Raw genomic sequence first — 449 nt, 5'->3', positions numbered from 1 at the left:
GCGCCCCCGCGGTGGCGACCGACATCAGCATCTCGATGGAGAAGGGCGTGCCGGCCAACGCCGCCACGGCCGCGCGGCGGCCGTAATAGGCGAGCCCGACGAGCGCCCCTGGCCAGTAGGCGTACTCGCCCGCCAGGCCCGGCGCGATCCGCTCGACCAGGAAGCCGGCGGCGAACAGGGCGCCGATCAGGATGCCCAGCCGCGCCTTCCGGCTCCGCCAGAGCGGCGGCTCAGGCTCCTCCGCGGTCCCGGCGGGCGGGGCGCCGCCCGAGGCTTGGGCCATGGCTAAGTCCGCGGCCGTGGGGAGCAGCGCGACGCCGTAGCCCAGGCGCTCGATACGCCCCTCCAATTCGGTCCTCGGCGTCGCAGCCTCATCGAGCGCGAGGTCGAGGACTTGGCTGCCGTAGTTCACGCGCACGTCCGCGACGCCCGGCAGCCGGGAGACGGCG

Annotated in this window: 1 pseudogene; it reads right to left on the bottom strand. The window is 75.3% G+C overall.

Going from position 1 to position 449, the window contains the following annotated elements:
- Positions 1-449 (bottom strand): annotated as a pseudogene (locus AX737_RS05680) (heavy metal translocating P-type ATPase); the annotation flags it as partial.

This window comes from Methylobacterium sp. CCH5-D2 (assembly GCF_001556475.1).
Taxonomy (GTDB): domain Bacteria; phylum Pseudomonadota; class Alphaproteobacteria; order Rhizobiales; family Beijerinckiaceae; genus Methylobacterium; species Methylobacterium hispanicum.
The sequence above is the reverse complement of the archived record's forward strand: the minus strand, read 5'-3'. Positions and strand labels throughout refer to the sequence as shown.